Source organism: Flavobacterium sp. LHD-85 (assembly GCF_030929595.1).
In the GTDB taxonomy this organism is placed as follows: Bacteria; Bacteroidota; Bacteroidia; order Flavobacteriales; family Flavobacteriaceae; genus Flavobacterium.
This window is the reverse complement of record NZ_JAVFVR010000001.1, coordinates 889,071-912,262: the sequence shown is the minus strand read 5'-3', so window position 1 is coordinate 912,262 and position 23,192 is coordinate 889,071. Positions and strand designations below refer to the sequence as shown.

At 33.0% G+C, this 23,192-nt stretch carries 21 protein-coding genes; 9 read left to right on the top strand and 12 right to left on the bottom strand.

Translation table 11 applies throughout. The features are described 5' to 3' along the window. The first annotated feature begins 186 nt into the window (after window positions 1-186). From RB618_RS03915 to RB618_RS03890, 6 genes are all read left to right on the top strand, one after another. Window positions 187-2,658: a bifunctional UDP-N-acetylmuramoyl-tripeptide:D-alanyl-D-alanine ligase/alanine racemase gene (locus tag RB618_RS03915; RefSeq protein WP_308067565.1), complete on the top strand. Its 2,472-nt coding sequence runs from the start codon at window positions 187-189 to the stop codon at window positions 2,656-2,658. A 68-nt stretch (window positions 2,659-2,726) separates the two neighbouring features. After that, the gene (gene mscL, locus RB618_RS03910; protein ID WP_274255096.1) at window positions 2,727-3,104 is read left to right on the top strand and encodes a large conductance mechanosensitive channel protein MscL; all 378 of its coding nucleotides are present in this window, start codon (window positions 2,727-2,729) and stop codon (window positions 3,102-3,104) included. Between the two features lie 176 nt (window positions 3,105-3,280). Further along, window positions 3,281-4,270 carry an aspartate-semialdehyde dehydrogenase gene (locus RB618_RS03905; protein ID WP_308067564.1) on the top strand — a complete coding sequence of 330 codons (990 nt, stop codon included), beginning with the start codon at window positions 3,281-3,283 and terminating at the stop codon, window positions 4,268-4,270. A gap of 173 nt (window positions 4,271-4,443) precedes the next feature. Then, window positions 4,444-5,124 carry a hypothetical protein gene (locus RB618_RS03900; protein ID WP_308067563.1) on the top strand — a complete coding sequence of 227 codons (681 nt, stop codon included), beginning with the start codon at window positions 4,444-4,446 and terminating at the stop codon, window positions 5,122-5,124. A gap of 93 nt (window positions 5,125-5,217) precedes the next feature. Next, window positions 5,218-5,727 (top strand): SMI1/KNR4 family protein, encoded by a 510-nt coding sequence (locus RB618_RS03895; RefSeq protein ID WP_308067562.1) that lies wholly within the window; start codon window positions 5,218-5,220, stop codon window positions 5,725-5,727. 1 nt (window position 5,728) lies between these two features. Next, on the top strand, window positions 5,729-6,409 hold the full coding sequence (locus tag RB618_RS03890) for a DUF6058 family natural product biosynthesis protein (protein WP_308067561.1): 681 nt from the start codon (window positions 5,729-5,731) through the stop codon (window positions 6,407-6,409). A 45-nt stretch (window positions 6,410-6,454) separates the two neighbouring features. On the opposite strand, the gene RB618_RS03885 is transcribed toward RB618_RS03890, so the two are convergent. The 4 genes from RB618_RS03885 to RB618_RS03870 form a co-directional block, all read right to left on the bottom strand. Next, window positions 6,455-6,772: a 2Fe-2S iron-sulfur cluster-binding protein gene (locus RB618_RS03885; RefSeq protein ID WP_091490641.1), complete on the bottom strand. Its 318-nt coding sequence runs from the start codon at window positions 6,770-6,772 to the stop codon at window positions 6,455-6,457. Window positions 6,773-6,830: 58 nt separating this feature from the next. Next, a complete protein-coding gene (locus RB618_RS03880; RefSeq protein WP_308067560.1) occupies window positions 6,831-7,310 on the bottom strand; it encodes a hypothetical protein in 480 nt (159 codons plus the stop codon). A gap of 214 nt (window positions 7,311-7,524) precedes the next feature. Next, entirely contained in the window at window positions 7,525-7,764 is a 240-nt protein-coding gene (locus RB618_RS03875) for a NifU family protein (protein WP_095929732.1), read from the bottom strand. Window positions 7,765-7,841: 77 nt separating this feature from the next. Further along, the gene (locus RB618_RS03870) at window positions 7,842-8,975 is read right to left on the bottom strand and encodes an Mrp/NBP35 family ATP-binding protein (protein ID WP_308067559.1); all 1,134 of its coding nucleotides are present in this window, start codon (window positions 8,973-8,975) and stop codon (window positions 7,842-7,844) included. Between the two features lie 418 nt (window positions 8,976-9,393). Between RB618_RS03870 and RB618_RS03865 the strand changes: the two genes are divergently transcribed. After that, window positions 9,394-10,995, top strand: a complete 1,602-nt coding sequence (locus tag RB618_RS03865) for a L,D-transpeptidase family protein (protein WP_308067558.1) — start codon at window positions 9,394-9,396, stop codon at window positions 10,993-10,995. A 67-nt stretch (window positions 10,996-11,062) separates the two neighbouring features. Here RB618_RS03865 and RB618_RS03860 read toward each other — a convergent pair whose 3' ends face one another. The 3 genes from RB618_RS03860 to RB618_RS03850 form a co-directional block, all read right to left on the bottom strand. Continuing rightward, window positions 11,063-13,492 carry an FtsX-like permease family protein gene (locus RB618_RS03860; RefSeq protein WP_308067557.1) on the bottom strand — a complete coding sequence of 810 codons (2,430 nt, stop codon included), beginning with the start codon at window positions 13,490-13,492 and terminating at the stop codon, window positions 11,063-11,065. A 133-nt stretch (window positions 13,493-13,625) separates the two neighbouring features. Continuing rightward, on the bottom strand, window positions 13,626-14,333 hold the full coding sequence (locus tag RB618_RS03855; protein ID WP_308067556.1) for an ABC transporter ATP-binding protein: 708 nt from the start codon (window positions 14,331-14,333) through the stop codon (window positions 13,626-13,628). A 149-nt stretch (window positions 14,334-14,482) separates the two neighbouring features. After that, window positions 14,483-15,727, bottom strand: a complete 1,245-nt coding sequence (locus RB618_RS03850; RefSeq protein WP_308067555.1) for an HlyD family efflux transporter periplasmic adaptor subunit — start codon at window positions 15,725-15,727, stop codon at window positions 14,483-14,485. 159 nt (window positions 15,728-15,886) lie between these two features. Here RB618_RS03850 and RB618_RS03845 point away from each other — a divergent pair, with 159 nt between their 5' ends. Further along, the gene (locus RB618_RS03845; protein ID WP_308067554.1) at window positions 15,887-17,239 is read left to right on the top strand and encodes a sigma-54 dependent transcriptional regulator; all 1,353 of its coding nucleotides are present in this window, start codon (window positions 15,887-15,889) and stop codon (window positions 17,237-17,239) included. A 144-nt stretch (window positions 17,240-17,383) separates the two neighbouring features. Next, window positions 17,384-18,709, top strand: a complete 1,326-nt coding sequence (locus tag RB618_RS03840; protein WP_308067553.1) for a HAMP domain-containing sensor histidine kinase — start codon at window positions 17,384-17,386, stop codon at window positions 18,707-18,709. A 171-nt stretch (window positions 18,710-18,880) separates the two neighbouring features. On the opposite strand, the gene RB618_RS03835 is transcribed toward RB618_RS03840, so the two are convergent. The 5 genes from RB618_RS03835 to RB618_RS03815 form a co-directional block, all read right to left on the bottom strand. Beyond that, window positions 18,881-19,207 (bottom strand): MGMT family protein, encoded by a 327-nt coding sequence (locus RB618_RS03835; protein WP_308067552.1) that lies wholly within the window; start codon window positions 19,205-19,207, stop codon window positions 18,881-18,883. A gap of 140 nt (window positions 19,208-19,347) precedes the next feature. After that, window positions 19,348-19,986, bottom strand: a complete 639-nt coding sequence (locus RB618_RS03830; RefSeq protein ID WP_308067551.1) for a lysine transporter LysE — start codon at window positions 19,984-19,986, stop codon at window positions 19,348-19,350. A 42-nt stretch (window positions 19,987-20,028) separates the two neighbouring features. Then, a complete protein-coding gene (trmB, locus tag RB618_RS03825; RefSeq protein WP_073408106.1) occupies window positions 20,029-20,706 on the bottom strand; it encodes a tRNA (guanosine(46)-N7)-methyltransferase TrmB in 678 nt (225 codons plus the stop codon). A gap of 202 nt (window positions 20,707-20,908) precedes the next feature. Next, on the bottom strand, window positions 20,909-22,291 hold the full coding sequence (locus RB618_RS03820) for an ammonium transporter (protein ID WP_308067550.1): 1,383 nt from the start codon (window positions 22,289-22,291) through the stop codon (window positions 20,909-20,911). A 263-nt stretch (window positions 22,292-22,554) separates the two neighbouring features. Then, entirely contained in the window at window positions 22,555-23,043 is a 489-nt protein-coding gene (locus RB618_RS03815; protein ID WP_308067549.1) for a nuclear transport factor 2 family protein, read from the bottom strand. Window positions 23,044-23,192: the final 149 nt, after the last annotated feature.

Sequence of the window (23,192 nt, the reverse complement as noted above, 5' to 3'; positions counted from 1 at the left end):
TTATTATGTGGTTAAAATTTTTTCACGCAGATTCTGCAGATTTAGGCAGATCTGAGCCAATTTAATTATTAAAAAAATCTGTGCATATCTGCTTAAATCTTTTTAAATCTGCGTGAAATTAATTTGTAAAAATTTGGGAATTTCGTGGCAAACCTTTTTTTAAATTTGAAAAAAAGAAAATTCTAAATGAGCCTAAATTTAAAAAGCCTGGTTTCAGTTCTCAACGCCAAATGGATTGGCTCAAATACTGATGTTTTAATCGATCATATCTCCATTGACAGCCGTTCTCTTCAAAACGGATCGCAGACATTATTTTTTGCTCTGGCGGGTGTTAACAATGATGCTCATTTATTTATTCCGGATCTAATAGAAAACGGAGTCCAGAATTTTGTTGTCCAATATATTCCAGAAGGCTGTGCAGATAAAGCTAACTTTTTGGTAGTCAAAAATACACTTCAGGCGCTTCAGGAGTTTGCGGCATATTATAGAAATCTTTTTCATTTTCCAGTTATTGGACTAACAGGAAGCAATGGCAAAACGATTGTAAAAGAATGGCTTAATTTTTTATTGAGTCCTGATTATAATATTATTAGAAGTCCTAAAAGCTATAATTCTCAAGTTGGAGTTCCGCTTTCGGTAATTGGAATTAATGAAAAGCATAATTTAGGAATTTTTGAAGCTGGAATTTCGACCGTTAACGAAATGATTCATCTCGAGAATATAATTAAACCTACAATAGGTGTGCTCACCAATATTGGAAGTGCTCACGATGAAGGATTTTTAAACCTAGTGCAGAAGATTGACGAAAAATTACTTTTGTTTAAAGATTGTCCAGTTATAATCTATCAAAAAACAGAAGTTGTAGAATCATGTCTGACTCAGTTTGCTGCTGAATATATGATTCATCCGCGAAAACTTTTTTCATGGAGTTTTACCGATAAACATGCAGATGTTTTTATTGAAAAAAGAGAATATAAAAACGATCACACCTTTATTCAATATCAATACAAAAAAGAAACTTTTAATTTAGAAATTCCGTTTAATGATTCGGCTTCTATAGAAAATGCTATTTCTTGCTTATTGGTTTTATTGCATTTTGAATATGATCAGGAAACAATTCAAAGCCGTATTCAAATGCTTTATCCTGTTCGAATGCGTTTAGAAGTGAAAAACGGAATCAACAATTGCAGTATTATTGATGACAGTTATAGTTCCGATTTTCAATCACTTAAAATTGCTTTAGATTTCTTAGAAAGCCAAAAGAAAAAAGGCGCTTCTAAAACGGTTATCTTGTCAGATATTTTCCAAAGCGGCTTCACAAATGAAGAATTGTATTCTAAAGTTGCCCAGCTAATTTCAGACAATAAAATAAATCGTGTAATTGGCATTGGCCCAACAATTTCTTCTTTTGCATCGAAATTTCCAAATAGCACAATGTTTCAGAATACAGCCGATTTTATTACTGTAATAGACAATCTGAATTTCAATAACGAAATCATTTTAATAAAAGGAGCAAGATCTTTTCAGTTTGAAGAAATTGTTTCGCTTCTTGAAGAAAAAACGCATGAAACAATTCTCGAAATTAATCTCGATGCTATAAGTCATAATTTTAATTACTATAAATCAAAATTGGCACCAAATGTCAAAATGATGGTAATGGTAAAAGCATTTGGTTACGGAAATGGAGGTTTAGAAATTGCAAAACTTTTAGAACATCATAAAGTAGATTATTTGGGAGTGGCTTTCGCCGATGAAGGAATATCGCTGAAAAATGGCGGAATAAAAGTTCCAATTATGGTTCTGAATCCAGAATCGACAAGTTTTCCATCTATGATTCAGTATCAATTAGAGCCTGAAATTTATAGCTTAAAAGGGCTAAATGCCTTTTTGAAAATTGCTCGCGAGAAGAACTTAAAAGATTATCCAATTCATATTAAAATGGATACGGGAATGCATCGTTTGGGTTTTGAAAACAATACTATCGATGAACTGATTTCGACTTTAAAAGGAAATTCAACAGTTCGTGTTCAAAGTATTTTATCGCATTTAGCAACAAGTGACGATCCTAAGCATTTTGATTTTGTTAGACAGCAGATTGCATTGTTTGAAAAACTGTCTTCAAAATTAATGTCAGAATTAAATATTAACCCGATCAGGCATACTTTGAATACTTCAGGAATCAGTAATTTTCCCGATGCTCAATATAGTATGGTGCGATTAGGAATTGGTTTGTATGGCGTTTCAAACGATCCGGCTGAGCAAAAATATTTAGAAAATGTCGGAACTCTGAAATCCATAATTTCTCAAATAAGAACCATTCCGTCAGGTGACAGCGTAGGTTACGGACGACGTTTTATGGCCGATAGAGAAACCAAAATTGCCACAATCCCGATTGGTTACGCAGACGGAATTTCGAGATTATGGGGAAATGAAGTAGGATATGTAACAATCAAAAACCAAAAGGCAAAAATCGTTGGCAGTGTCTGCATGGATATGCTGATGGTTAATGTAAGCCATATCGATTGCAAAGAAGGCGATTCGGTAATTATTTTTGGCGAAAGCCCGACTGTGATAGAGATGGCTGTAGCCTTAAAAACAATTCCGTATGAGATAATGACGAGTATTTCGCAGCGTGTTAAGAGGGTATTTTTTAGATAATCTTAAAAAAATCCAATAAAAATGCGTATTTTCGATATTCATTTATTATTCAACTAAACAGATCAAGTATGGGATTTTTTTCAGAATTTAAGGAATTTGCAATGAAAGGCAACGTGGTTGACCTGGCTGTCGGGGTGATCATTGGAGCTGCTTTTGGTAAAATTGTCAGCTCATTTATTGAAGATGTAATTACGCCATTGCTGTTGAAACCAGCTTTAGATGCTGCGCATTTATCGACTATTGAACAATTAACTGCTTTTGGAGGTGTAAAGTATGGAGTCTTTATATCGGCAGTAATTAACTTTGTAATTGTGGCTTTTGTTTTGTTCCTAATAATAAAAGGAATTAATCACGCTAAAAAGAAAGATGTTGCACCGCCGCCTCCAGCTGGACCAACTCAAGAAGAATTATTGACACAGATTAGAGATTTATTGAAAAATAAATAAAAATATAATACCGCTACACTAAGTCTAACTTAACCGCCTTCTAAAGAGGCGGTTTTTTTACAAATTGTTTATTTTGTAACAATTTGTTATTTTTTGTGAATCGCCTTGTGGAGACTTTTATTATACTTACTTTTGCGTTACTAAATTAGATTAATTGATTATTTAAAAATATAAAAATGAGAATTGCAGTTGTAGGCGCTACCGGAATGGTAGGCGAAGTAATGCTTAAAGTATTAGCAGAAAGAAATTTTCCTGTTACAGAATTAATTCCTGTTGCATCAGAAAGATCAGTTGGAAAAGAAATCGAATACAAAGGAACCAAATATAAAGTAGTAGGTTTACAGACAGCTGTTGATATGAAAGCTGATATCGCTGTTTTCTCTGCTGGAGGAGATACTTCATTAGAATGGGCTCCAAGATTTGCTGCTGCCGGAACAACTGTTATCGACAACTCATCTGCATGGAGAATGGACCCTACTAAAAAATTGGTAGTTCCAGAAATCAACGCTGACGTTTTAACTAAAGAAGACAAAATTATTGCAAATCCAAACTGTTCTACTATTCAAATGGTTTTGGCTTTGTCTCCTTTGCATAAAAAATACAACATTAAAAGAATCATTGTTTCTACTTATCAATCTATCACAGGAACGGGTGTAAAAGCGGTAAAACAATTAGAAAACGAGTACGCTGGAGTTCAAGGCGAGATGGCTTATAAATATCCAATTCACAGAAACGCAATTCCACATTGCGATAGTTTTGAAGAAAACGGATACACTAAAGAAGAAATGAAATTAGTTCGCGAAACTCAAAAAATTCTTGGTGATAACACCATTAGAGTTACAGCTACTGCAGTTCGTGTGCCAGTTGTAGGCGGACACAGCGAAGCGGTAAACGTAGAGTTTACAAATGATTTTGATGTAAATGAAGTTCGCGAAATTCTACACCATACAGATGGAGTAGTAGTTCAAGATAATTTAGATACCTTTACATACCCAATGCCATTATATGCAGAAGGTAAAAATGATGTTTTTGTTGGAAGAATCCGTCGTGACGAAAGCCAGCCAAATACATTAAACATGTGGATTGTTGCTGATAACTTAAGAAAAGGGGCTGCAACAAACACGATCCAAATTGCTGAATATTTAATTAAAGCAGGTTTGGTATAAATCGAGAGATTAAATAAAATTGTTATAAAGAGAAAACCGTAATTGCAGTGATGTAATTACGGTTTTTTTGATTTTAAATATCTTATTTTAATTATTTTATAGCTTTTGGAAGTAGATTTCTAATTTAGTTTAGATTAGTTTTACAAGAAAGAATCACAGTAACCCGATTAAAAATGAAAAATATAAAATATTTACTAATTCTAATTTCAGGAATTTGTGCAGGACAGAATAAATTTGAAGTTATGAATGGTTCAAAAAGATATTCTGCTGAGATCTCTGTAGATAATTGCAATGCTGAAAATTGTGAAGGAAAAGCAGTTATAAAATTAGTGGATAAAAATTCAAATCGTTTTTTTCAAACGCTGACTTCAGACGATTTGTACTTTTTTCTTGATGAAAAACAAAAACCAACAGTAAATGTTATTCAGCTTTATGGTGAACAAAGTCCATTGATTTTTGATGATTTTAATTTTGACGGAACAGAAGATTTGGCTGTGAGGAACGGGAACAACAGTGGATATGGCGGTCCTTCTTATGATATTTATGTTTATAATTCTACTAAAAAACAATTTGTTTTGAGTAGTCAATTAACCAATTTGGTAGTTGAAAATCTTGGTATGTTTGTTACAGATCATAAAAGAAAAAGATTAATTACATATTCTAAATCTGGCTGCTGTTGGCACATGACAACAGAATATGAAGTTGTACCCAATAAAGGATTGCGTAAGGTTTATGAATTAGAAGAAGATGCAATGAATAGTGAATTTGTAACCGTGACTACAAGAAACTTTGTAAACAATAAATGGCAGACAAAAACTAAAAATTATAAAATAAGTGAATATTATAAAGAATAAAATTTTAGATAAGGTCTGAGTGAAGTTTTTTAATTTTAAAAAGTTACTGGCAATATAAAAAAGGCATATCTTTAATTTAGAAAAATAAAGACAATGAATTTCGATAACTACAAGATTATTCCAAATTACAATACGCAAAAAACAGATTTATTTACAGCAGATGAAGAAGAAATTCTGGCTTGTGAAAAAACATTAAACATAACTTTTGATGAAGATTATAAAGAGTATGTTCAAGAATACGGAAGTGGAATTCTTGGAGGAACTTATGTAAGGGTTTATCTTCCTGAAACGATTGTTTTAACTCTTGAAGAATGGAAAAACCGTATTACTGAATATTGGTTTTGGGATGCGGGAAAAGAAGTTTTAACTAAAGAAGAAGTGCTAAACTCTATTAGAATTGGAGATACTTTCGATGGTGATGAAATTATTCTCTTAAACAATCAATATTATGTTCTGCCAAGATATAGCGAAATGATTTATAAAGCAGGAAATAGGTTGGAAGAAACCATTACTTGGTTGTGTTCGTCTGGTGTTTTGACCGAAGCTTTTTCTGAAAGAGAATTTGAGCCTTTTGATCCATCAATTTTTTTAAACAATAATTAAGATGAGAGATGAAAATCTTGCTTATATCGTAGACAATTATCTGGAATTTGAAGAAGTCAAAAGACTTACAAGATTATCGGATGATGAATTAAATAAGCTTATTGAAAAAAAGTTAATTCCGTCACCTTCTTATGTAATTAATTCAGAAATATCGATTAGTTCACCTTTAAATGATCAGCATACATTGACGATATCCCTAAGATACTTTGCTCAAAATATTGTAGATCTGATTAAGAAGAATAGGACGGAATCTTATGAAGAATTGAAAAAGGAATTTAAAGAGAAGTTGCTTTTGAATTTAAACAATCATCAGAATAAAGCATTTGCGTATGGAAATGTTTTTGATGAAAATGGAGAAATAAATCCTGAAAAAGTAGAAAATGCTTTAGAAGAAGAATGGAATTATTACTGTAAAGGTGTTTACGGAATCTGTACTTTGAATAATGACGAAAATGCTATTATCGAAAAAGAAATCGCTGTCAAACGAATTTTAGATTTTATCGCTAATAAGGCGTCATCGCAGACAATAGAAGAAGAAAATTACCTGAAAGAACTGAATGACGAACTGAATAAATCGACCAGTTTGTTTGCTCCCTACCAGCGAGAATTGAGCAGTAGAGGTAAATATTTGGACAAATTGTTAAAGGAGTTTTCTTTGGATGATTTGATAAAAAAGTATTAAAAAAACAAAAAAGCGAGAACCATTTTATTCTCGCTTTTTCTATTTTTAGTATTCAGGAGCTAATTCCAGTTCTAAACCTTCTAAATCTTCAGTAATTGGTATCTGACAACCTAAACGGCTATTAGACTTCACATAAAATGCTTCAGAAAGCATAGCTTCTTCATCATCTCCCATTTCTGGCAATGCAACATCATTTAGAACATAACACTGGCAAGAAGCGCACATGGCCATTCCTCCACAAGTTCCTTCAACAGGAAGTTCGTATGCTTTGCATAGCTCCATTATATTCATTGCCATATCGGTTGGAGCTTGTAATTCGTGTATAACTCCTTCTCGATCTTTGATTTTAATTAATACATCCATTTTAATTATGGGAATTTTATTGCAGAATTTGAAAACGTGTTCAAATTCTCTATTAATTTTAACTTTTTTCTTTTAAGCTAAAAGCATATTCTTTTCGATTGCCTTCTTTAAGGCGCATTTTAACACCAATAATGTTACCTCCTTTTTCTAATATTGTAACAAGGGAGATTACAGAGTAATAATCTTTGTCAGACTGGAAAATTAAAGTTCCTTCGTAAGTCGAATTTAAGATTCCTTGTTTATCTGTTTGTGCACTAAGTTTTCTTGGATGCGAGAAATCGGCAGAACTATAAGTTGTTTTACTTGAGAACTTCGCTTTTCCTTCGCAAAGGTCATATAAAAAATCATAATTGCCAATTCGTAAAGCGCCTTCTTCAGTTTTTCCATTCGTAGAAAAAATAATTTGTCCCGAATATTGAAAATCTGACCATTCTTCAGATTCATTTACCCAAGCTTTTTCAGCAAAAAGTGTTTGGCCCTGTTGTGCATTTACAGCGCTTACAAAAAATAATAAAAAAAGAGCGTAAAAGTTTCTCATAAGTTTAATGATTTAGGGTTATGTGACAAATTTAAGTTAAAAATGTAACAATTCCTTAACAGAAACTCTTAAAACTTTGTATTATTTTTTGTGAATATGACAAAAAACATCTTTTTTTGGCTGTTATTTTATCATTTTATTAATCAAACGATAAAACACTTATTATTCTTGTTAAACTCTAAAGGTTCAATTTTGAAAAAAATACCGATTTTTGTTACATCACGTTTACCACAGTTTCAATTTGTGGTGCGTATTTTTTTATAGTTGTTTCAACACCTGCTTTTAGTGTCATTTGATTTACGCTGCAGCTAATGCAAGCTCCTTCCAAACGAACTTTTACATGTTTGTCATCCTCGATAGAAATTAATGAAATATCTCCACCGTCAGATTTTAAGAATGGTCTTATCTCATCTAAGGCCAATAAAACATTGCTTGTTAATTCTTCTGTTGTCATAATATGATGTGTCAATTGTGAAAATATGCCAATTAGAAAATTTAAGACATTATCTAATTGGCAAATTATCTCATTATCTAATTAGTTTTTTTAACTGCAGAACAACCTGCCATTGTTGTAATTTTGATGGCTTCTGTTGCAGGTAGGCTTTCGTTTCTGTTTACAGTTTCTTGTACTACATTTCTAGTAATTCCTTCAAAAACTTTTTCAATTGGAGAAGCCGTTTGCAATGCCGCTGGACGACCGTAATCTCCTGCTTCGCGAATAGATTGTACAATAGGAACTTCTCCTAAAAATGGTACGCCTAAATCTTCAGCAAGGTTTTTAGCACCTTCTTGTCCAAAGATATAGTATTTATTGTCTGGCAATTCTTCTGGTGTAAAGTAAGCCATATTTTCTATAATTCCTAAAACAGGAACATTGATATTATCTTGCATAAACATTGCAACACCTTTTTTGGCATCTGCAAGTGCAACGGCCTGTGGAGTACTTACTACAACAGCTCCAGTAATTGGAAGCGACTGCATGATAGAAAGGTGAATGTCTCCAGTTCCCGGAGGCAAATCAAGAAGCATGAAATCCAATTCTCCCCAATCTGCATCAAAAATCATTTGGTTTAATGCTTTTGCAGCCATTGGCCCTCTCCAGATTACAGCTTGGCTTGGTGCTGTAAAAAATCCTATTGAAAGCATTTTGATTTCGTAGCTTTCAATTGGTTTCATTTTAGACTTACCGTCAACAGTTACAGAAACAGGTTTTGCGTTTTCAACGTCAAACATAATTGGCATTGAAGGGCCGTAAATATCAGCATCTAAAACACCAACTTTAAATCCCATTTTGGCAAGTGTAACAGCTAAGTTTGCTGTTACAGTAGATTTTCCTACTCCTCCTTTACCAGAAGCAACTGCGATAATATTTTTGATTCCAGGAATTGCACGACCTTTAATTTCAGGTTTCTCCGGAGCTTCTACTTTAATATTTACTTTTACCTTCGCGTCTGGCGATATTAAATCATGAATTGTTTTCTTAATATCATCTTCAGCTCTTTTTTTGATGTGCATAGCAGGTGTATGCAATACAAGGTCTACAACAGCTTCATCTCCAAATGTAATAACATTGGTTACCGCACCGCTTTCAACCATATTTTTTCCTTCTCCAGCAATAGTGATTGTCTCTAAGGCTTTTAGAATTTCTTTTCTATCTAGTTTCATTGTAATGGGCTATTTTTTTATTCTTAAACCAGTCTTATAAGATTATATTTATTTAAACTGATTTTAGGGTGCAAAGATAACAGATTAAGTTCGGAAATTAAGCGTTTTTGAATTGTAATTATTGATATTGAGATTATTCAAAATTATTCAACATAACTTTTTGTTGAAAAAGGAATTTAAGAATCTACCTGTTTTGATACTTTTATAAAAGTTTGTTCGATTTATTAGGAATGATTTTTTATAAAAGTTTTCTTCTAATTAAATTAAAATTCTCACAAAACTTCGCTATATTTGATAGCCCAAATCGATGATTACCAGATAGGAAAAAAATATGTGAAAACTAAGGTTTTTTGAGTAATTTATTGGGTTTTCGGTATTTTTTTTAAAGTTGTTTCTACCAATTTAAAACTTTAAAAATATGCGAAATTTTACTTTTTCTTTAATTATTGTTACAGTCAGTTTTTTTGCATTTTCATTCAATTCATTTTCCAACAATGCCAAAAGCAAGGCTGATGCAACAAATCCAAAAGCTGTTGCAGTCATTACCATCGACGCAGCTTCAATTAACGCCTTTTTTAAAAAATATCCTAAGCTTAAAAAATATCAGAAAGATGTTGAGGGTATTTATAAAGCAAAACAGTACAAATCTATTTGGTACGATGATAAAAATATAACAGAATTTGGATCATTATTGTATCAGAAAGTAAATGTTCTGAAAGATCAGGGAATTGAAAATAAAATGCCTTATAAAGAGGAAATAGATGAGGCTTTTAATGAAAGTTCTTCAAACAAACCGCCACAGCTTGATACCGAATTACTGCTGACAAGCATGTATGTGTTTTATGCCAGCAATGTATATTCTGGAGTTGATCCTGCGACATTAAAAAAAATAGGATGGTACTTGCCTGCAAAATCTATTTCGTATACTCACATTCTAGATTCGTTAATGGTTGATTCTGATCGATTGGATAAAGATGATAATCTTTTATTCAGTCAATACTATAGATTGAAAGATGCGCTGAAAAAATACCGTAAAATAGAAACCGATAATCTATGGCAGAAAATTACGATTGACAGTGCTGCTTTTAAAGATTTAAGACCAGACGATACGGCAATTGCTATAAAGCAAATTAGAAACCGTCTGTTTGTAGTTGGAGATTTAAAACAAGATTCAGGAAGTGATATTTATGATGAAGAATTGATGGCGGGCGTTTTAAATTATAAAAAAAGATATAATTTAAAGATAAATTATGCCCTAACAAGAGATATTATCAATCAGATGAATGAACCGATTGGTAAAAGAATCAGAACCATTATGCTGAATATGGAAAGATGCAGATGGATCCCGACCAAGTTGGCTAAAGCAGACGAATATGTTATGGTTAATATTCCTTCATTCAGACTGTTTTATGTTAAGGATGGAAAGTATGATCTAGTTTCGGATATTTTTGTTGGTAATCGACTTAGCGAAACAGTAATCTTTAGTGGAAGTATGGATCGAATTGTTTTTAGTCCATATTGGTATGTGCCAAATAGCATTATTCAAAATGAACTAAAACTCCAAATTGCAAGTGATAAAAACTATTTGGAAGAACATAATATGGAATGGAATGGAGGTAAAGTAAGACAGAAACCAGGACCTAAAAATTCGCTGGGATTAGTAAAATTCATGTTTCCGAATCCAAACGATATTTATATGCATGATACTCCTGCAAAAAGTTTATTCGAATTTGAAAAACGCACTTTCAGCCACGGCTGCATCAATGTGAAAGAAGCCAAACAGCTTGCATTGCATATTTTAAAAGATGATCCAGACTGGCCAGCAGACAAAATAGAGAGTGCTATGAATGGAGGAAAAGAAACAACTTGCATGCTTAAACGTAAAATTCCGGTTTATATAGGTTATTTTACCTGCTGGGTTCAAGACAATGGAGAAGTTAATTTTTTCCCAGATGTATACGATCGAGACCAAAATTTGGACAAGTTGATTTATAACGATGCTGTAACGATGAAAGACTAAAAAAATAAAAGCCCGACGGATTTTACTGAAATCTGTCGGGCTTCTTTAAAAAAAATGGTCTACAAGCTTATTCGTATTTTAAATATTTTAAAACATCTATTTTGGTTACCTGGAACGCTTTTGTTAAAACAATTATTAAAGTTAAAATCAAAAGAGAAATCAAGGCAATTACAAAAGGAATAGATGATATTCCAATTCTAAAAGCGAAATCTTCAAGCCATTTCTGTAATAATATGTAAGCAGGAACAATCCCGATTGCAAATCCTATAAAACAGAAAACAATATATTGTTTCGACAATTCTTTTAGGAGTATATCTGTTTCGGCTCCTAATGTTTTTCTAATGGCGATTTCTTTCAATCTTCTCTCCATCGAAAATGATGCCAAAGCGAACAATCCAAACACCGCAATTATAATTACAACCAAATTTAGAATAAAAAACAGGTTTTTTTGTTTCACTTGTTGCTCATAAGTCTTTGCGAATCCTTTGTTAACAAATTCGTAATCAAAAGGATAGTCTGGGTTTACATTTTTCTCCCAATATAATTTCAATTTATCTAACGTTTCTGTTAAATTATTTGGAGAAACCTTTACAAGAACATTGCTAAAGTTATTCCATTTTAAAGTTTTAAGATTTATAAAAACCATTGGAGGAACTTTATTTTGTAATCCGGTTAAATTGAAATCTTTCACAACTCCAACAATTTTAAACTTTAAATTATCACCACTTCCGATGCTCCATCCTGAGGTAATAACGGTATTGATTGGATCTTTAAGGTTTAACATTTTTACCAATGTTTCATTCATAAGCATGCTGCTTATAGTGTCTGAAGCATATTGAGGCGATAAGTCACGTCCTTTAACTACTTTTATTTTCATCATGTCTAAGAAACCAAAATCCATTTCAATGTTTTTTGGCTGTACAAAAATCCCATTGTGTTTAAATCCTGAACTTGAACCTGAATTGCCTCCAAAAGCTCCTGCAAATGTATTAACATCAACAACTCCCGGTATTTTTTTAATTTCTTGTTTTGAGACTAAATAATCATCAGTCCTTTTGAGTCTGTCAACAGTATTGTAAGGAATAGAAATAACCTGATCGCCACTAAAGCCCAAATCTTTTTCCATCATGTATTCTACCTGAGAATTGACAATTAGCGCTCCAATGATAAAGAATGCAGCAATTCCGAATTGAAAAATAAGCATCGAATTACGAATCCAGATACCACTTTTGCTGCGAGAGAAATTGCCTTTTAAAACTTTTAGAGTCTCAAAATTTGAGATATAAATGGCAGGGAAAATACCTGCAAGAACGATAACTAATCCAAAAATAAAAATGAGCTGCAGGTAGAATTCACTGCCATTCATAGTCAGTGTTTTGTTTAAAAAATTGTTGTAATATGGTAATGAAAGCTCTACAATTGCCAAAGCAAATAAAATAGCTAATGTTACAATTATAGCAGTTTCAAAAATAAACTGAATAATAATCTGGTTTTTTGAAGCGCCTACAATTTTACGTACTCCAACTTCCTTTGCACGTTTTATAGCCGATGCTGTTGCTAAATTGATATAGTTAACCAATGATAAAACTAAAATCAAAACAGATAAGCCCGCCATAATGTAAAGCAATTTTAAATTTCCGACACCCTCAGGATAATTTTGCCCAGCAGAACTTTTGGTTCCGTAAAGGCGAGACGTTTTCAATTGATCTAAAATGACTTTTATTTCACCATTTTCCTTTACATATTGAGCCACAGTCATGCCACTTTCTTTGGCATCTTTTACGGTTCTGTTTACAAAATAAACATTTTGCATTTTCTTTAAAACAGTGCTTACAGTTGCATCTTTTTTGATTTTAATTAGTAAGCCATAATTAAAATTTCCCCATTGGTCTAAATCACCTTCTCTCTTCACGCCACTAAAAACATAAGAAGGCTCTATAGATGATGGTTTAGTAATGCGATATACCGATTTTATGGTATAGTTTTTATTGCCATAAGAAATAGATTTACCAATAGGATCTTCGTTTTTAAAGACTAATAATGCCTGTTCTTCAGAAATTGCAACACTATTTTTTTCTTTTAGAATATTGCTTTTAGCGCCTTTAATAATCTCAAATGGGAAGAAATCAAAGAAATTTTCATCACTAGATAAAATGTCTTTTGTTAGCAGTTTTTGATCCTGATATTTGATTATATCTTCATCGTACCAAGTATGAAAGAAGCAGATATTTTCTATCTCGGGAATAGAAGCTTTACAAGTCTCGCCAAACGGAATAGAATTGGAGCCCCACGTGTCTCCATTACTAAGTCTATTAAGGACCATATAAGTGTTTTCCTTTTCAGGATTCCATTGATCGTAAGAATGCTCATTGTTCCAATACAAGATGGCAAAGATTACGCCCGCAATCCCGATGCTTAATCCTAAAACATTTAAAAACGAAAACAGTTTGCTTTGCTTTAAATGATATATAAAAATTTTAAACCAGTTAAAAATCATTTTGAGGTATATTTTTTATAGTTGATATGGTTGTTTTTGGAAAACCTTTCGGTTTTAAATCATAGTAAATATTTTGCAAACTAATTCTACCAGAACTACGAGTGCAGTAACAATAATTTTAATCATCACTTTGTTATTTAGCGTCCATAAAAACATCAACATTTCGTTGATTTAACTTTTCAGAAAATATAACTCCGTCTTTCATATGAATGGTTCTTTGCGAAAAAGAAGCATCATAATCAGAGTGGGTAACCATCAAAATAGTAGCACCTTTAGCATGTAAATCGGTTAAAAGTTCCATTACCTCATTACCGTTTTTACTGTCTAAGTTTCCTGTAGGTTCATCGGCCAAAATAATTTTAGGGTCATTTACTAAAGCTCTTGCAACGGCAACTCTCTGTTGCTGTCCGCCAGAAAGCTGTTGCGGAAAATGTTTCAAACGATGAGAGATATTAAGTTTCTCAGCAATAGCCTCAATTTTTTGCTTTCTTTCAGAAGTCTTTACATTGTTGTAAAGCAATGGCAATTCGATATTATCGTAAACAGAAAGCTCATCGATTAGGTTGAAATTCTGAAAAATAAAACCAATATTTTCTTTTCTCACCTGCGCTCTTCCTTTCTCTTTTAGACCAATCATTTCCTGATCTAGTAATTTATAGCTTCCGCCATCTGCGCTGTCCAAAAGTCCAATTATATTTAACAAAGTCGATTTTCCACAACCTGAAGGCCCCATAATGGTTAAAAAATCTCCTTTTTTTATTTCTACGTTGATACCGCTCAAAGCTGCGGTTTCTATTTCTTCTGTTCTAAAAACTTTGGTTAAATTCTGAATTGCGATCATAATTTTTAAGGTTTTGAAATGTTATTAAATTCGTTTTTTGATTGATGATTGAAATGATGATTTTTTTATTTGTTTTTTGTTGTTTCAAGTTTCAGGTTTCAAGTTTACTTTGTAACCAACTTGAAACCTGAAACTTGAAACAAAAGAAACTATTCTTTATTTAGAGAAAGCTCTTCAATATCTTTATAATCGGTATAAGAAGAAGTAACTACAGATTCGCCTTCTTTTAAGCCTTCCAGAACTTCATAATACGAAGGATTTTCGCGGCCAAGTTTGATGTTTCTTCTTACTGCTTTGTTTCCGTTTACAACAAAAATCCATTTTCCTGCAGCTTCTTGATTAAATGCTCCTCTCGGGATTACTAAAGTTCTATTCTTTTCAGACAAAATTAGTTTTACACCAAAGCTAAGTCCGTCTTGCAAGACAATATTTTCTTTACTTACAAAAGCAAGTTCTACGGTAAATCGTCCACCCTTAACCTCTGGAATTACTTTGGTAACGATAACTTCAAGATTTTTTCCTTTAAATTCTATCTGCCCTTTTAATCCTTCTCTAAGTTTTTCCAGATAAAATTCGTCAACTTCGGCGGTAAGTTTGTATCCTTTCTTAGAATCAATTTTTCCAATGCTTGCGCCTGCTTGGAAAGTTTTTCCTAAAACAGGTTCAAAAGAAGTTAATCTTCCTGTTTCTGGAGCTGTGATTAGAAAGTTCTTTTTGTTGTTTCTAAGAATGTCCAAACTTTTTTCCATAGTCTGGATTGAACGGTTTATTTGAGAAATCTGAACCTGGTTGCTTTGTTTTTCTTTTTGAATGCTTTGCTGAATTGTTCTTTTACGTTCTTCTTGAAAACGAAGACTTTCCTTAAAAGTATTCCAGTCATTTTTAGAAATTACATCTTTCTCATACAACTTCGCATTCATATCATATAATCGCTTCGCATCGTTATAATCATGTTCGATCAAAACTAAATCTTTGTTTAAGTTTAGTTCTTGATTTCGGATGTTTAATTTTCCCGTGTTTAAATTGTTGATTTGCTCAATAATAGCCGTTTCCTGAGTTAAGTAATTCAATTCTGTGTTTGGATTGTACAAACGAGCCAGAGATTGCCCTTTGGTTACCATTGCGCCATTTTCTACAAAAATCTCTTTTACAGAACCGCCTTCGGTAACGTTTACCAGCATTACATTCAAAGGTTCTACTTTTGCCTGGAAAACTACGAAATCTTCAAAAAAAGCTTTTTCTGCTTTTTGGATTACTAATTCGTCTGCTTTTACATTTAAAGTCCTTTTGGTATTAAAAGCAAAAACCGAGATGGTAAGCAAAACTAAAAAAACAGCAATTGCTATTGCGAGATATCTAAATTTTTTATTTTTACGAGGAATTACCGTGTCCATTTTATAATTTATTTTACTGATAATCAATAGGTAAATACTGTGCCATAAAATTTATTATTTGTAAAGCGTTGATTTTAAAGAGGCTTCAGAAAATACTTCAAAAAAGTAGTGTCCGATAATGAACAGTTGACCGTTCGGAAGCGGACAGAAAAAAAACACATGAGAAAAAAACTAGCCCAAATATTAGTTGTTGACGATCAGGAAGAAATTCTTTTTTCTGCAAAAATGATTCTTAAAAAACATTTCGAGACGATTTTTACAACTAATAGTCCAAAAAAAATCTTTTCAATTTTAAGCGAAAATGATATAAATGTGGTTTTGTTGGACATGAATTACCGAATTGGTTTTGAAGATGGGCGTGAAGGAATTCATTGGCTGAAAGAAATTAAAACGCTTTCGCCACAGACTATTGTGATTTTAATGACCGCTTTTGGTAAAATTGAAACTGCTGTAGAAGGCATTAAAATTGGAGCTTTTGATTATGTTCTAAAGCCTTGGAATAATGAAAAACTGATAGAAGTTATTGATAAAGCTGTTACCGAAAGCAGGAAAAGCAGTAAAAAAACAGCTTTAGAAAAAGCAGAAAAAGTAGAAAAGAAATATTTTGTCGGGACTTCAGCCAAAATAAAACAAGCTTATTCTATTGCTGAAAAAGTGGCCAGAACAGACGCCAATGTTTTGATTTTAGGTGAAAACGGAACAGGAAAGTATGTTTTTGCAGAATTTATTCATCAGCATTCAGAAAGAAAAAATGAACCTTTTGTACATGTAGATTTGGGCTCTCTAAGTGATAATCTGTTTGAAAGTGAACTTTTTGGCTACGCCAAAGGTGCTTTTACCGATGCTAAAATAGATACTCCAGGACGTTTCGAAAATGCGTCAAACGGAACAATTTTCTTGGACGAAATCGGAAATATTCCACTGCATCTTCAAGCCAAATTGCTTCATGTTTTGCAAACTAAAACCGTAACGCGTTTAGGAGAAAGCAAACCGCGAACGTTGAATGTTCGTGTTATTGCCGCAACAAATAGCGATATTAAAACAGAAGTAAAGAATAAAACTTTTAGAGAAGATTTACTTTATCGAATTAATACAATGGAAATCAATCTTCCGTCTTTGCGCGAAAGAAAAGACGATATTGTACCAATGGCAAACTTTATTCTGGAACAGATTGCCGAAAAATACAATCAGGAAAATTGGCGTTTTGAGGATAATGCAGCGCCATATTTGGAAAAATATCCGTGGAAAGGAAACGTCCGTGAAATGGAAAACAAAATCGAACGTGCTTTGATTTTGGCTGAAAACAATACTATTTCTGTAATGGATCTGGATATTTTGGATTTTGAAGAAATTCAAGAAAATGATGAAAATCCGTTATCAGAAATGGAGAAAGGTGCGATTGAAAAAGCACTTTTCAAGCATAATGGAAACATCAGTAAAACTGCGGAAGAATTGGGTTTGTCTCGTGCTGCTTTGTATAGAAGAATAGAGAAATACGATTTGAAGAATTAGAGAAAATGAGTAGCGTCCAGCTTTAGCAGGATGTTAATATTGAGATAAGATTGAGGCTTTAGCCAAACCTAAACATTTTGACTAAAGCCTATTTCTATAAATAATTTATCTCTCCAGCTAAAGCTGGAGGCAATTCAAATAAAAATGAAGAATTGGAAGTTTTATAATGCGTTGTTTCTAAGAGTTGTGTTTGTAATGGCACTCTTTCTTTGCAGTGCGTTGCTATTTTATAAAGGATTTCGATTCAATGGTATTTTGGTTGGTGTTTTCGTTTTAATTTTTTTGTTCGAAATGTATTTTTTCGTCAAAAACCAATTGCTGTTTTATGACAAAACGATAAACTCGATTCTGCATGATGATTTTTCTGCTCATTTTCCAGAAGAACATAAAAAAGATAATTTCAACAGTTTGTATCTGTTATACGACACTTTAAAAGTTCAGAAACAGGAACAGATTTCCAAAGAATTAATCTATCGTTCGATTTTGAACAGTATTGATACTGCGGCCTTGATCTTAGAAAAAGAAAATGAGGATTGGTCTATTTTTATAATGAACGACTGTTTTTCCAATCTCTTCAAAGTGCCAAAAGTAAGTCACTGGAAATATCTTAAAAACTATCTTCCTGGACTTTGCATTGAAGTTGAAAATGTTGGTTTTAGTGAGCTTAAAACAGCCATTTCTATTAAAATTGAAGATCAGGATTTGCAGACTTTTATGCTTCAGACTTCGCGCACACAAACGTACAATAAAGAGTATTTTATCATTTTATTAGACAGTATTCAGCGTGTTATTGAGAAGAAAGAAAAAGAGGCTTGGATTAATTTAATGAAGATTATTTCTCATGAATTAATGAATTCGCTAACGCCTATTCGTGCACTTTCGCAAAATTTGCTTCATATTGTAGATCAGGAAGAATTGGAAGAAGATGATTTTGAAGACATCAAAAGCAGTATTTCGACAATCATAAATAGGAGTGATCATTTGCAGTTTTTTGTAGAGAATTACCGTAAACTAGCAATGCTGCCAACGCCAAATAAGCAAATGACGCCAATTAATGCTCTGTTTGAAGATTGTCTCCGAATTATGAGCCCGATTTTGAAGGAAGAAAGAATAGAATTGGTGAATGAAATACACAGTTCACGTTCTATTATGATTGATAAAAATCAGATGGAACAAGTAATTATCAATTTGATTACCAATAGTATTCATGCTTTAAAAGAAAAAACAGAAAAGAAATTAATAATCTCAAGCTATACCGAAAACAATCGTTTTTTCATTGTGATTTCAGACAACGGAAAAGGGGTAGATGCTGAAATTAGAGATAAAGTTTTTCTTCCGTTTTTCACCACTAGAAAAGATGGCGCGGGAATTGGTTTGACACTTTCTAAGAATATTATTGAAGCACACGGAGGTTATTTAAGTTACCAAACCGACGAGGATCAAACGAGTTTTGTAATTTGCCTGATTTAGTTTTTTTGAACCATATAAGTTATATAAGTTCATTTTAGTTTGGATTTAAAATAGCTTCAGAATCTTTGTCAAAGTTTTAAACTTTGACAAAGATTGCGCATTGCAGATTTTCAGACATAAGAATAAGCGTCACGATTAAATGAACTTATATCACTTATATGGTGAAAAAATTTAAAGTTCAATTTCAGGTTGCCAAAAATGTTTTTCGAAATCTATAATTTGATTGTTTTCTACCACAATACCTTCGCTTTCCAGAAGTTGCTGCATTAAATTAGTTCCGTCAAAATGATGTTTTCCTGTTAGAAGTCCTTTTTGGTTTACCACTCTATGTGCGGGAACATCATCCATATTGTGACAAGCATTCATTGCCCAACCGACCATTCTTGCAGAACGAGCTGTGCCTAATGCTTTTGCAATAGCGCCATACGAAGTAACTTTTCCAAACGGAATTTGTCTGGCGATTACATAAACTCTTTCGAAAAAATTCTCTTCTGCCATGATTGTTTTGCCACTGATTAAAAGGATTATAAAGATTTTAAAATTACTATTAATCTGCTAAAATCTGCAAAATCTGCGTGAGAAATAATTAACCACAAAGAAAAAAAACACTTTAATCCCCTAAATCTGTGGCTATAAAATTATCCGAAGTAATAATTCAAGATATTAAAAAGTGTTGCCAGTGCAACTAATCCAGTTATGGTCCCGATAATAGTGTTCATGTTTCTCATGAAGTAATCAGTTTTCTTTTCTATTCTTCCAAAGAAAGCGATATAACTATACAAAATTGCAAAAGCTCCAAGAACCGAGCCTAATACAAAGGTTAAGATAATGGTGTTTTCGAATACAAAAAGATGGTACGAGGCAAGCGTTACACTTATTACGACATAATAAGGAATAGGAAAGAAGTTTAATCCAGAAAGAAGCATGCCTAGAAAGAAACGGCTTTTTTTACTGCTCTTTTTAATCTTCGTTTTTTTCTTTGCTATCGGATCTTTCGCAAAAAAGAAAAAATAAATAGTTAAGATCGAAAAAATGATAAAACCAGCTTCACGCAATAATATTACAACATCTGGACGATTGTCTATGACGCGAGCAAACAATACTGCAATGTAAGCCTGAAAAAAAATAATTAAAACCGCACCAATTACAAATGACAGCGCATTCTTTTTCCCTTCTTTCATTTTTATTTTGGCAGCCGTCATATTGAGCAATCCAGGCGGAATAGTTCCAATGGCAGCGGCAATAAAACCTGAAATTAATGGAGTAAGGTAGGTCATTTAGTTATTAAAATGGGTTAGATAAAGGTTTCAAAATTAAAGTTAGTCTTTAATTTTGAAACGAATATACGTAATTGCCTTATTAATTTCTAAATATTGTTTTTCGTAAAAAGTCTGAATAGAAGTTACAACCTCTGGGCTTCCTTCGTTTTTATATACGTTATGATTTGCGTATAAAACTTCGTGACCTTCTCCATGGAGCAATCCAAGTGTATAACCGTGCATAAATTCACTGTCGGTTTTAAGATTTACGACACCGTCTTTTTTCAAGATTTTTTTGTACAATTTTAAGAACTCAGAATTCGTCATTCTGTGTTTGGTTCTTTTGTATTTGATTTGTGGATCTGGGAAAGTAATCCAGATTTCGTCTACTTCGCCTTCAGCAAAAATATGATTGATCAATTCAATTTGAGTACGAACGAAAGCCACATTATGAAGTCCGTTTTCTACAGCAGTTTTAGCACCACGCCAGAAACGAGCACCTTTAATATCAATTCCGATAAAATTTTTGTTTGGGTATTTCTCTGCTAATCCAACAGAATATTCTCCCTTTCCACATCCTAATTCTAAAACTAATGGATTGTCATTTTTAAAGAAATCAGAATTCCATTTTCCTTTTAAAGGCATCAAATCACCTACAACTTCTTCTCTGGTTGGTTGAAAAACGTTTTGGAATGTTTCGTTTTCTCTGAATCTTTTTAGTTTATTTTTACTTCCCACTTTTACAAAAATTTTCGGCAAAATTAAGGAATATAAACGAATGAAAATAGCGTAATTGGGTTTAAAAAGTTTTCCGCAAAGAATTCGCGTGAAGTATATTTTGTTTTTTGCCACGAATTACACGAATTTACACAAATCAATTTAACGCATTGCAGAAAAAAAATTAGTGAAAATTAGTGTAATTCGTGGCAACTTATATTTTTTAACCGTAATGAGGCTCAGTAATTGGTTTTGATTTTGGATCTAAAGTTTCATCGTGCTGAGATAAATCCAATCCGATGTGTTCTGATTCTTCTGAAACTCTTAGCGGAATAATGAAATTGGTTACTTTAAATAAGAAATAAGCTCCGAAGAAAGTAAAGATCGAAACTAGAACCAGCGCCATCATGTGATGCCCGAAAACATTCCATCCGCCATGAAGTAAACTTGCATCTTCGCCGTGAGCGAAAATAGCAGTTAGAATCATTCCCATAATTCCGCCTACACCGTGGCAAGCAAAAACGTCAAGAGTATCATCGAATTTTTTAGAATATTTACAGTTTACAGCCGTGTTAGAAACCAAAGCTGTAATGAAACCGAAGAACATACTTTCTGGCACCGAAACAAATCCTGCAGCTGGTGTAATGGCAACAAGACCAACTACAGCGCCGATGCAAGCTCCAAGAGCAGAAACTTTTCTTCCGTTCATTCTATCAAAGAAAATCCAAGTTAACATGGCTGCGGCAGATGAAGTTGTCGTTGTTGCAAAAGCCATAGCAGCAGTTCCGTTGGCAGCAAGAGCAGATCCAGCGTTGAATCCGAACCAGCCGAACCAAAGCATTCCTGTTCCTAATAATACAAACGGAATATTGGTTGGAATATGCTGGCTGTTTTTTCTTTTTCCTAAAACAATAACGCCAGCCAAAGCAGCAAAACCAGAACTCATGTGTACTACAGTTCCTCCTGCAAAATCTTTAACGCCAAAATAGCTTCCTAAAACGCCCGTCGGATACCAAACGGCATGACATAAAGGAGCATAAATGAATATCGTGAATAAACTAATGAAAACTAAATAAGAAATAAAACGAACGCGCTCTGCAAACGAACCCGTAATAATGGCAGGACAAATGATGGCAAATTTCATCTGAAACAAGGCAAAAAGCATAAACGGAATCGTATTGGCCAATTGTTTATGTGGCAGAACACCAACATAATCCATAAAAGCAAAAGTAGTTGGATTACCAAAAAAGCTGTAAAAATGATCTCCAGATCCAAAACCAACTGGTTCTCCAAAAGCCAAACTAAATGCGACAACAACCCATAAAAGCGTTACAACTCCTAAACAGATAAAACTTTGAAGCATGGTCGAAATAACGTTTTTCTTGCCAACCATTCCGCCATAGAAGAAAGATAATCCTGGAGTCATGATTAAAACCAAACAGCTCGAAGTAAGCATCCAAGCAACATCGGCAGGAACAATGTGATCTATAGTTCCAAATTCTGACAAAACATAATTATTTTCGGTCACTGTCGGCCAAAATGCCCCTATCGTACATACGACGCTTATCATGATAAAGGAGATAATCCAGCGTTTTTCTATTTTCATTTTTAAAATACTTTGTTTAACCCTATTTTTTTCGGGGTCAAAGTTAGAAAAAAATAAATATTCTTGTTTTTAAGGCTGTTAAAATAGAGGTGTGGGTTTTATTTTGATGAATTTTGTAAAATACGGTTCGTTTTTTTGACAGTATCTTATTCTAAAGTTACAAAAAAGCGCTGTTTTTGCCGAATTAATTAAAATTAATCTACCAACAGCGCTTCTAATATGCTCAAAAAGTTACGTTTATAATAAGAAAACTGTAAAATGTTTTATTTTTTCTGAAGTTTTGCAATTAAAGCGTCTTCAATAGGTGCTTTTATCTTGGTTATAGCATCAACTTCGTCATTCGGAATTGTCATTGACAGCACATAATGTTGAATTTTCCATTCGTTGCCCACTTTTATCAAAACTCCAGAACCGCGACAGATTTTCATTTGAGTGTCTAGCAGTTCATCAAACCAAGCAATTTTTCCTGATTTATCAAAAAAGATATGACGTTCTAATGCTTTAAAATTCCAAGTCGTTCCTTTATCGAAAAAGGGTTTTGCCCAAATAGCAAATTCTTTTTTGGTCCAATTTTCGGTTGCATCAGTTCCGATGTAAATAGCATCATCTGCCAATACATGAAAGTAAGCATCATATTTTACCTCGCCAGCAGCTTTATGCCATGTATCAAGAGTCTGATTGATTTTGTTTTTGTCTGTTTGCGCATTTGCAAAAGTTGTACCGAATAAAAGAAGTAAAAGTATTTTTTTCATGAGATATGTTATTTGAGTTTAAAGGTATAATTTTTTTAACGATGGAAGTGAGGTTTCTCGCAATGCTATTTTTTGAATCTCGCAAAGTCGCAGAGTCGCAAAGTTTATTTTAAGATGCCTAATGACTATGTACCTTTGTTCCTCATTAA

Excerpts from the sequence above, each read along its gene's own strand:
- RB618_RS03915 (WP_308067565.1), top strand. The coding sequence starts at position 187 with ATGAGCCTAAATTTAAAAAGCCTGGTTTCAGTTCTCAACGCCAAATGG.
- mscL (WP_274255096.1), top strand. The coding sequence starts at position 2,727 with ATGGGATTTTTTTCAGAATTTAAGGAATTTGCAATGAAAGGCAACGTG.
- RB618_RS03905 (WP_308067564.1), top strand. The coding sequence starts at position 3,281 with ATGAGAATTGCAGTTGTAGGCGCTACCGGAATGGTAGGCGAAGTAATG.
- RB618_RS03900 (WP_308067563.1), top strand. The coding sequence starts at position 4,444 with ATGAAAAATATAAAATATTTACTAATTCTAATTTCAGGAATTTGTGCA.
- RB618_RS03895 (WP_308067562.1), top strand. The coding sequence starts at position 5,218 with ATGAATTTCGATAACTACAAGATTATTCCAAATTACAATACGCAAAAA.
- RB618_RS03890 (WP_308067561.1), top strand. The coding sequence starts at position 5,729 with ATGAGAGATGAAAATCTTGCTTATATCGTAGACAATTATCTGGAATTT.
- RB618_RS03885 (WP_091490641.1), bottom strand. The coding sequence starts at position 6,772 with ATGGATGTATTAATTAAAATCAAAGATCGAGAAGGAGTTATACACGAA.
- RB618_RS03880 (WP_308067560.1), bottom strand. The coding sequence starts at position 7,310 with ATGAGAAACTTTTACGCTCTTTTTTTATTATTTTTTGTAAGCGCTGTA.
- RB618_RS03875 (WP_095929732.1), bottom strand. The coding sequence starts at position 7,764 with ATGACAACAGAAGAATTAACAAGCAATGTTTTATTGGCCTTAGATGAG.
- RB618_RS03870 (WP_308067559.1), bottom strand. The coding sequence starts at position 8,975 with ATGAAACTAGATAGAAAAGAAATTCTAAAAGCCTTAGAGACAATCACT.
- RB618_RS03865 (WP_308067558.1), top strand. The coding sequence starts at position 9,394 with ATGCGAAATTTTACTTTTTCTTTAATTATTGTTACAGTCAGTTTTTTT.
- RB618_RS03860 (WP_308067557.1), bottom strand. The coding sequence starts at position 13,492 with ATGATTTTTAACTGGTTTAAAATTTTTATATATCATTTAAAGCAAAGC.
- RB618_RS03855 (WP_308067556.1), bottom strand. The coding sequence starts at position 14,333 with ATGATCGCAATTCAGAATTTAACCAAAGTTTTTAGAACAGAAGAAATA.
- RB618_RS03850 (WP_308067555.1), bottom strand. The coding sequence starts at position 15,727 with ATGGACACGGTAATTCCTCGTAAAAATAAAAAATTTAGATATCTCGCA.
- RB618_RS03845 (WP_308067554.1), top strand. The coding sequence starts at position 15,887 with ATGAGAAAAAAACTAGCCCAAATATTAGTTGTTGACGATCAGGAAGAA.
- RB618_RS03840 (WP_308067553.1), top strand. The coding sequence starts at position 17,384 with ATGAAGAATTGGAAGTTTTATAATGCGTTGTTTCTAAGAGTTGTGTTT.
- RB618_RS03835 (WP_308067552.1), bottom strand. The coding sequence starts at position 19,207 with ATGGCAGAAGAGAATTTTTTCGAAAGAGTTTATGTAATCGCCAGACAA.
- RB618_RS03830 (WP_308067551.1), bottom strand. The coding sequence starts at position 19,986 with ATGACCTACCTTACTCCATTAATTTCAGGTTTTATTGCCGCTGCCATT.
- RB618_RS03820 (WP_308067550.1), bottom strand. The coding sequence starts at position 22,291 with ATGAAAATAGAAAAACGCTGGATTATCTCCTTTATCATGATAAGCGTC.
- RB618_RS03815 (WP_308067549.1), bottom strand. The coding sequence starts at position 23,043 with ATGAAAAAAATACTTTTACTTCTTTTATTCGGTACAACTTTTGCAAAT.